This window comes from Streptomyces sp. NRRL WC-3549, from assembly GCF_000721935.1.
In the GTDB taxonomy this organism is placed as follows: domain Bacteria; phylum Actinomycetota; class Actinomycetes; order Streptomycetales; family Streptomycetaceae; genus Streptomyces.
The window spans coordinates 12178-21902 of sequence record NZ_KL585423.1 but is presented as its reverse complement, the minus strand read 5'-3'; the positions used below and the strand labels follow the sequence as shown (position 1 = coordinate 21902).

Sequence of the window (9725 nt, the reverse complement as noted above, 5' to 3'; positions counted from 1 at the left end):
GCCCCGCCGGCAGGTCACCGGCGGCGTCGCGACGCGCGGATACGTGGTGTCCCCGGACGGCTCGGTGGCCGGTGGTACGCAGTACGGCGCGGCGTGGCCGGACGCCCCCGCGGGCTCGGCGGTGGGCGCGTACGTGCTCTACGCGGACAGTACGAACGGCCACGTGTCGATGGCGTGGCCCGACGGCTCCGAGCGGTGGGTCCCGGGCAGCGAGATCGCCGCGCTGGTGCGTCACGACCGGGTCCACCGGCAGACCGCCCTGGGCGCCCCCCTCCTCGTGATCGGTACCCACGACAACCCCGTGGGCCTCGCACAGCACCTCGCGGCCCGTGCGGGGACGGCGCGGACGACGCTGCTGTCGGAGCTTCCGAGTGCCCCGGTCCTCGACCCGTCGCGCGACGAGAACGTCATCGTCCTGGCGGGGGACCCGGCTCGGCGGACGGCGCACTGGCAGGCCCGGCGGCCGGCCGTCCTGCCCGGTACCTCGGCCGAGCAGGGCGCCGTCCACACCTTCGCCGACCGGGCGTCCGCCACCCCGTCGGCCGCCGGTTCGCCTGGGACGTCGCCCGTCGCCCCGGCCACCGACGACGCGAAGCTGGACGTCGGCCGCCGGTTCAGCGCGCTCATGCGGGACCTCGGGCATCCCGTGGTCCTCGCGGGAGGGGCCCGGGGCAGGGTCCTGTTCGAGAACCCGCGTCCGCTCGGACGCCTGGAGTTCGCCCTCCCCGCCGATGTCGCCCGGCACGCCGACGCCATCAACGAGGCCATCGCCCGGCGCTTTGCCGGAGCGCAGCGGAACGCACTGCGGGTGGGCGAGGACGGACGCACACTGTCCGGCGTGGTGCACGGCGCGGAGATCGTCGTCGGGACCGACCCCCACGTCTCCACCGACGCCGCCCACACCACCGTGACCGGCGGCTTCCTGGTCCCCGACGCCACCAGGGCGCTGGCGGACACCGCGTACACGCTGGCCCTGGCCACCGACGCGCAGCAGAGCGCGCGGGACCTCTTCGACCTGCTGTGGGGGCTGTCGTACGCTCCGGCCGACGACGCGCTGCCGGTCGCCGCGCTGGAGGCCCTGCGGGGTGACGCCTACCGCGCCGGGCGGCCGCCCGGCGCCGCCCCCGACCTGACCGTCCGCCTCGGCGAACTCCTGGACGGGGCGGCGCGGAACCCCGCGGCCCGGTCGGAACTCGAGCGGACCTGGCTGGGGCTCGGGGCGGTGCAGGCCGATGTGCGGTGGCTGAACGACGAACGCGTCACCCTCGCCGACACCGTGCGCGCCTCCGACGCCGTGGCCCTCGACCCGGTCCGGCGTCTGGCGTCACGGCTGGCGGACCTGTCGAAGGAGGACCGGGACCAGGCGCTGGCCGAACTGCCGCCCGGCGAGCGGGAGCGGCTGGCCTCGGACCCGGCCCTGGTGGACGCGTTGCGGACCACCCTGACCGCCGCGGACTTCGCGGAGACTGCGGCGCAGCTGATGGTGCACGTGCCGAGCGGGGTGGACCAGCCCGTCTCCGCGCGTCAGGAGGTACGCAGACAGATCGCGCGCATGCTGCGCGATCCGGACGTCACGGCGAAGCTGCTCGGGGACGGGGCGCGCGTGGTCGTGGTCCCGAGGAGCGAGGCGATGACCTCGCTCGACCCGTTCCGCGACCTGGCCGGACGGACCCTGCGGGACGGCCGGCCGTGGGACCGGGTGCGGGGCGTCGGCCGGCGTACCGCGGGTGTGACGGAGGAGAACCTCCTCGGCGAGACCACCACCGTCCCGGGCGCGTCGCCGGCCTACCCGGACGGGTACTCCACGACCCTCCACGAGTTCGCCCACACGATCCACCAGTACGGGCTGGACGAGGAGCAGCAGCGGCTCGTCCACGACGTGTTCCAGGAGACCGGCGACGAGTACGGGGCGCTGTGGCCCGACGGGTGGCTCCACGGCACGGACGGCGAGGGGCGCCGCACGGGGGCCAACTACTCGAGCCGGGACGAGCTGGAGTTCTTCGCCCAGCTGACCAACGTCTACTTCCGGGCGAACCACGGGACGGACGCCTACACCGGGCACAGGCGCCAGAACGGCGGACCCGACTGGGTCCGCAGGCACTACCCGGCGCTGTTCCCGCTGATGCGCCGGCTGTACGGAGAGGCCCCGGACCAGGCACCGGTCAACCCGGTGGTGGCCACGCGGGAGCAGAACGAGGTCTACGAGGGCTTCCGGGCGCTGTGGGACCGGGCGGAGGGCGTGCACGTGCCGCAGCCCCACGGCCCGGCTCCCGTCTCCGCGCCTCCGGCCCGTCCGGCCGAGGCGGTCCGGACGGCCGGTGGCGGCGCGGCCACGCCGGCCCCGCCGCCGGACCCGGGCGGTACGGCGTCCGCCAGGTGGAACGAGCTGTCGGCTGCCCTCACGCAGGTGTTCGGACCGGAGGCCGTCGACAACCCCGCCTTCCCGCAGACGGTGAACTCGCTCGCGGTCCTGGACGCGGCGCGCCGGGGTGACCGGCGCTTCGGCGCGGGGCCGATCGACCTGCCGGGTATGACACGGCAGGTACTCCACCTCACCGCTTCGGCCCCGGTGACCCCGGACCACGTCTTCCAGGCCCTGTCGGTCGCGGGCAGCGCGGCGCGCAGGCACCGGGCCCGGAGCCTGGCGGCCGTCGCCGCCTACCAGCTGGAACGGTCGGGAGCGCTGGCGGCGCCCACGGAGCCGGCCGGTCCCGACGGGCGCTCCCACGTACGCAACCTGACGGGCCGCCAAGGGCTGCGCCTGCTGCTGGACAGGACGGGCGCCCAGGACGAGCGGGGCACGATCGTGCAGGCGACGGCGCCGTGGGGCGGCCCGGTCCACGCGGTGGTGGCGCAGCGGGGCCCCTCGGACCTGATCGTCGTGCACGACGGCGGGGGGAACCCGGTGGAGGTGGACGAGCAGGAGTTCATCGAGCTGGTGGCGCACGATCCGCACCGGCCCGCGGGTGTCCCGGTGGTGCTGCTGGTGGAGGCGGCCGGCGAGTCTCCGGCGCGGCTGCTGGCGGACCGGATCGCCGGGCGGGTGTGGTACACCGACGGCACCTTCCGGTTGCAGCCCGTGCCCGACGGCGACGGCTCGCGGTACGTCGCCCTGGAGAACACCGACCCGGGGAAGGTCCCCCTGGGGACGTGGCTCCCCGCCGATCCCGGACTGGTGCCGGACGACCCCGGCGCCTCCGTGACGCTGGCCGACGGGAGGAGGGTCCTCGACACCGACCTGGAGTCGTACGCCCTGACGACCGTCGACGGACAGGAGCTGACCGGGCGGGTCTTCCTGAACGCGATGGACACGGCCATGCGGGAGCAGGGCCTGCGCCAGATATCCGCGGTGCGGTACTACACCGACCTGTACGAGGGGCTGCCGGGGGTCGACACGGACCGGGAGAGCGGACTGCGCCCGCTGCCACGGCCCTTGACGGACTCCTACATCTTCGCGGGGCACGGCCGTACCGGCATGAAGACCGTCCCGGTGCGGAGCACGGGCCGCGGCCACCTGCTGGGCGACAAGGAGTTCGGCAGGCTCCTCGCCCGCCGCAAGAGCCTTCAGCGGATGCGACCGGACAAGCCGGTCTGGGCGCTGTGGTGCGAACTCGGCCAGGTACGGACGGGGAAGGACCGGCTGGATTCCCCGCCACCGGCCCAGTGGGCCGCGAACATGTCCGACCGCACGGTGTTCACCGCGGAGGCGACGCAGGGCTGGAGCGCGGCGGAGGGCGACTGGCCACCGCGGTTGATCAAGTTCGACGATCCGGACCGGCCCGTGTTCCGGTACCGGGAGTTCCGCCCCGAGCCCGGCACCGGCACCCTCGCCACCGTCGCCGACCTGGCGGGTCTGCCCGCGCACGCGGTGGACAGGACGGCCCGTGCGCTGCGGTGGGTGCGGGCGCTGCGGGAGACCCACGGTGTCGACATCGACACCGCCCCCGGCCGGGTCGCGGAGTACCACAACCTGCTCCGCGGCTTCGGCGCGCTGGAACGGCTGCGGACCGACACCCCGCAGAACCCGGACACCGGGCCGCTGACGTGGCGGTCGCTGGAGCAGATCGTGGGCGCCTACGCCCAGACGCGGGGCTGGGACCGCTCCCTCACCGCGAACGCCCTGGAGCACGTGCTGTACCCTGTCTCTTATACACATCCGAGCTGTCGGATTACCTGCGGACCCACGGCACCCAGCACGACGGGCACATCGGTCTCGTCATCCACGAGCCGACCCCCGACTCCGTCCTGGAGGGGCTGCACCGGCAGATCATCCGTGCGCTGGGAGCAGACCCCGCCGACGCCGAGGGACAGGCACTGCGGGCCCGGCTCCGCGACGTGCTGAGCGCCGAGGAGGTCGAGCTGAACCGGCCGTACCTGCGCAGCCGGCAGGGACACCGGATCACCCTCCGGCACGGTGGCCGCGAACGGCCGGTGGACGTCCGGCTCGCCTACGCCGATCCCGCGAAGTCCCAGCGGTACGGCCGGACCACCGGCGAGCGTCCGGTGACGCTGCCCGACATGCAGGTGGAGCTGCGCGCCGCGGGCGGGCAGGGGACCTCGCACGGGGAGGCGTCGGGCAACGTCCGCACCGCCTCACTCCCGTGGAGCGCGATCTTCCCGCACGACCGCACCGGCGCGCTGCGCTGGGGCGACGTCACCGTCAACGTGTCCGCGACGCACAACCAGCTGGCCCAGTCCCTCACCGTCGGCGAGACGTTCCAGGTCACCAGCAAACAGCAGGCCGAGGAACCCGCGCACCCGATGGACGTCGACGGGCTGTGGCAGATCAAGGTCGACACCTCCCGCGAGGATCCGGCCGGCCCCTGGCTGCCCGAGCAGTCGCACGGCACCCTCACCATCTGGTTCCATGAGCACCTCGCCTTCGACACCGCCGACTCCACCGATCTCCCGGAGCCCGGAGACGTGGACGACCTGCCGCTGTGGGGCGGCGACAGCGTCGCCGAACCGCGCCGGCTGCTGACCGAAGTCCTCCAGGACCAGAACTTCGGCTCCCTGCGAGGCCTCGACCGGGACTCCGAGAAGGCACTGGAGAACTTCCTGTCCCAGCGGATGCTGCAGGGCACCCCGCACCTCCAGCGCGCCGGCGGGGTGTTCTCGCCGACGCTGCTGGACGAGGACGGCAACGCGGTCGGCATGGTCGAGCTCACCGCGGTGATCGAACCGGGGCGGCCGATGCGCAAGAGCGCCGACGGCAAGTCCACCCTGGAGACCTGGTTCTCCCACACCTCCAACGTGGACCGGTCGGCGAAACTGACCAGCGGGCTGGGGATCGAGGGCTCGGGCGGGCCGTCGTTCACCACCGACCACGCGGAGGGACACCCGCGTGCCGCGGCGTCGTTCGGCGGCAACGTCATGGGCAAGGCCGGCCTCAACTGGCAGGTGAACGACCAGCTGAACAGCGTCAGCAGCGCGACCCTGATGTACGGCCTCCGTACCAAGACCAGTCACCTGCTCACCTCGGGCCGGGTCACCTACACCGTGACGCTGCACCGGGCCGGCGGCGGTCGGTCCAGCAGCACGTTCGGGCCGTGGGAGGACGGTCTTCGGCTGCGCATCGCCCGGCGGGCGGCGATGGCGGGACACCCGCCCGGCCCGGACGAGGTGCGCGAACTCCCCGAGCACCTGGAGAACCTGGAGAGCATCGGATACACCGAGACCCCCCTCAAGATCGACGGGGCGGACGCCCTGTTCACCCGGGCGGAGGCGTGGCTGCGCCAGGAGGGGTTCCTGCTGTCTCTTATGGAGACCTGCGGCGGCTGCGGCAGATGCGTTCGACGTTCGGTCTCGCCGCGTCGGCGTCGGACGGCGTGGACGGCGGGGAGCCGGTCTGGTTCGACCGGCCGAACGCGGTCTCGGGCACCCGCCGGGTGCAGCTGCGGTTCTCCGTCGCGCGGGACACCGCGCGGCCCGCGGTCCACACCCGCAGGCTGCCCGACATCCTCCAGGTCGGCTTCAGCTCGTACGAGGCCGGTGGCGGGCGGCGGTGGGGCACGGCCCTGAGCGGATCCGCGGGCGGCGGCGGCGGTTTCAACGCCCCCTTCGCGGACGGCGCCTGGGGACTGAACACGGCCCCGGACTACCTGGTCACCCGGCAGCTCACGGACGCCGGGAACACCGGTGACTCGGTCGGCTACGACCAGTTCACCATGACGACCCAGAACGGCAGCGAACTCTTCGAGGTGCCCGCCAGGCTCGGCCTGGACCTGTACGAGGGCCCCGGCGACGTCCCGCGCGTCCACTTCGCCGACGGCCTGGGTGCGGACGCCGACGGGGACGTGGACCCGGCGGACGGGACGCGGTTGGCGGCCCCGGGCGCCCTGCCGCACACCGTGCCCGGCGACGTCTCCGTACTGGTGCCGCACTACCGGACCCACGCGCCCGTCGCCGCCACCGCGCCCGTACGGCCCCGGCCGGGACACGTGATCCGGGAACCGGTCACCGACGGCGGGCCGGCGGACGACCAGCGGCGCCTGGACCTGGTCGACGCCCTGGGGGATCCGCTGCCGGGCCTGACCAGGCTGCCCGAAGGGGCGCTCGTGGACACCTTCCGCGGTACGGCCGCGCTGATGGAGGCACTGGGGCGGATCGTCGCCGGGACCTACCCGGGCCACCCGGAACAGGGACCGGTGGGCCGGGCGGTACGGCGCGCCTCCCAGACGCTGACCGGGCTGGCGACGGAGACCACCAGGCGGGGGTCCGTGGTGAAGGAGTCGCTGCCCGCGGGCCTGAGCGGCGCGGTCAACCGGGTCGGCTCGGCCGTCAACTGGGCCGCGACACCGGTGACCTGGGCGGCCAGGACATCCGCGGACGGAGTGGCGGCCACCTACAAGTGGACGTCGGTCGCCGTGGCGGGCGCGTCCCTCAACGACCAGGGCACCCTCGCGACCGAGGCCCGGCACGACGCCGTCCGCCCCGCCCAGCTCATCTCCCGGGCGGCCCAGATCCTGGGCGGGACCTACGTGGTGGAGGGGCTGACGCTGCCGGGCATGGCGGCGGACCAGGTCATGATGCTGGAGATAAGCGGCTACCTGACCAACCCCCGCAACCTGGGCTCCGAGTCGCTCTACTCGGAGCAGGACGTCCTCGCCGGGGAGACAGCGGGCCGGCAACGCGGCGTCGGCGTCACCCACCAGGGAAACCTCCAGATCACGGCGTTGCAGGCGGCTCCCACCCCACCCGACCTCCTGGTCCACCAGGCCAACCCGGGCGGCCGGTACTCCCAGTCCCGCCGCACCGACGACATCAGCACGGTGACCTCCGCGACGAAGGCCACGCACGCCACGGAGCATTCGGGCGGCAAGCTGTGGATCGGCAACGACCTGACGCTCCTGGTGACCGTCAGGCGGGGGGTGCGCAACGTGGCCGGGAACACCGTCGGCCTGGGCACCTACGCCCCGGTCACGGTCGCCGTCGACCTGCCCCGCGCCGTGACGTACCTGGCCCCCGCCCAGTCCCTGGCCCGCCTGGCCGCGTGGTTCCAGGGCATGCCGGGCGTCCCCGCCCTGACACAGCCCCGGCCCGACGTCCCCCTTCCCGGCCGGTTCGTCCGGACCCGCCAACTCGGCAAGGCGAGCGTCCTGACGGTCACGCAGCTCGACGACACGACGAACCGCAGGGAACGCCGGGACCGGTTGCGCCGGGAACTCACCGCCCTGGTGGAGGCCGAGGCGCCGGGCGTCACCCAGCCCGGCCACGCCTCCTACGTGCCCGGTGTGGCCACCGAGATCACCCGCGCCACCGAGCCCGCCGCGCTGCGGGCCCTGCCCCGGCGCGGCCCCGGCGGCCCCCTGCGCTTCCACTTCGTCCACGTCTCGTACGGCGGGGCGCGACTGGTCGAGGTGACCCTGAGCGCCGAGCCGATGATGCAGACGCCCGCCCTGCGCGGCGTACGCGGTCGTCCGGCCGACGAGGGAACCGCCATGGAGCAGGTCGACGCGCACATCCCGCAGGGAAGGGTGACGTCCTCGGGCGTCACCACGACCCGCCAGGCAACGGCCAATCTCGTCTCCCGCTACCCGCGCACCAGCGGCGGCGGACGCACGGACCGCGAAGGCCCGTCCGTCGCGCTGGCCGCCACCCGCTCCCGTACCACGCGGTCCGAGGTGGCGACGGAGGACCGCTTCTGGACGCGCTCGGGAAGCGCCGCCGACTTCGACATGGACTACGGCTACACCGCGTCGGCCCGCTCCCAGGCGGTGTGGCAGTGGCCGCCGAACATCCCCGGCGCGGTCTTCCAGAACGGGCTGCTGAACCTGTCCGGCCTCGAAGGGGACATGGCGCAGCGCGTGCGCACCTGGGCGGGGCGTCTGCTGCGGGGCCGGCCGGTCAGCCGGATCTCCGTACCGGCCGCCACGGCCCTGCGGTTCATCGGCTCCGAGGCCGTCCCGCCGCGGCCGCACGCGGGGCCCCGGCCCCCCGCCCTGCTCACGGCCGATCCACTGCTGCTGTCACCGCGCGACGCCGCGGCCCGGGGCACCCTGCCCTTCCCGGACGGCGCACGCCTGGAGCCGACCGGCCCGACACCGGTGTACGACTCCAACGCGACGCCGCAACTCGCGCAGGCGCTGCGCGAGGTCGATCCGGGCCTGACCACCACGATGCCCGGGAGCTGGCCGGCCCAGCGGCCCGACTCCGCCCCGTCCCTGCGGATCTCCCTGCACCGCCCGCGGCCGGTCACGGAGACGGGCGACGTCGCCGTGGACCGGGTGCGCAGGCAGGTCCGCACCTCCGCGACGTCCTCCTCGGCCGCGGGTTCCCTCGTCCTGAACCAGCAGGGCACGTACAGCCTGAGGGACAGCAACTTCCAGCTGCTGGGACTGACCTTCCCCCTGGCCGCGCAGCAGCCGCACGCCGCCACCACCGGCGGCAACGTGTCCGCCACGTCGTTCTCCCGCCTGCGGATCGGTACCACCAGCGCGCCCGCGGACCGGCACGGTACGCGCAGCTACGAGACGCTGGTCGACACCGTCGTCGAGGTCAACGGTCCCACGGGCGTCCGCTACGTCACCGGCAGCTCCACCACCCGGCTGTGGGAACGCGACGTGCTCGGCTTCGGTGTCACCCCGCCGCGTCCCGGCCCCCGGCTCTACGACCTGCCCGCGATGCTCGCCGACCTGGAAGCGGACGACCTGCGGGACTGGGCGCGGCATCCGGTCACCGACCTTCCGGCGGTGCTGGCGGACGGCATCGACGAGCGGGACGCGTCGGCGGAGATGTGGCTCGCGCTCGGACCCGACCCGGACGGGACACGGCTGGCCCGTGCGCTGTTCGTCGGGTCCCGTACGGCCGAGCTGACCGGGAAACCGGTCGAGCTGGTGGTACGCACCGACGAGGGGCTGCGGTACTGGCCGTTCGAAGCCGACGGCTCCCTCGCCGACGCGACCGCGGCCACCCGGGGCGCCTGGCGGGACGTACAGGACGCCATCGGCACCTACCTCCACGCGGTGCGGGCCGAGGCGGCGGAACGCCACCGGGAGGAAGTGCTGGCGCGGCGGCTGCCGGGTGCGCTGCGGGCCCTGGAGGGCGCCGGTCCTGCCGTGGGCACTGCCACCACCGCACACGGGGGAGCCGTCCGCGCCCGCACGGCGGCCGTCCGGGCGGCCGAGACCATGGGCGCGGAACGCACCGCCGTCCGGCGGCGGATCGACGAGGCGCGGGCCGAGATCGCACGGCTGGACACGGCCGCGCGGGACGCGCGGACCCGC

2 protein-coding genes and 1 pseudogene are annotated in these 9725 nt (G+C 74.4%); all 3 read left to right on the top strand.

All coding sequences use genetic code 11. The features are described 5' to 3' along the window. The coding region (locus IH13_RS38440; protein ID WP_158791310.1) for a lonely Cys domain-containing protein at positions 1 to 4342 on the top strand (4342 nt) is incomplete at its 5' end. Continuing rightward, positions 4336 to 6021: a hypothetical protein gene (locus IH13_RS44950; RefSeq protein WP_110085056.1), complete on the top strand. Its 1686-nt coding sequence runs from the start codon at positions 4336 to 4338 to the stop codon at positions 6019 to 6021. The genes IH13_RS38440 and IH13_RS44950, both read left to right, overlap by 7 nt. 146 nt (positions 6022 to 6167) lie before the next feature. After that, positions 6168 to 9725, top strand: a pseudogene (locus IH13_RS0126440) (hypothetical protein); the annotation flags it as partial.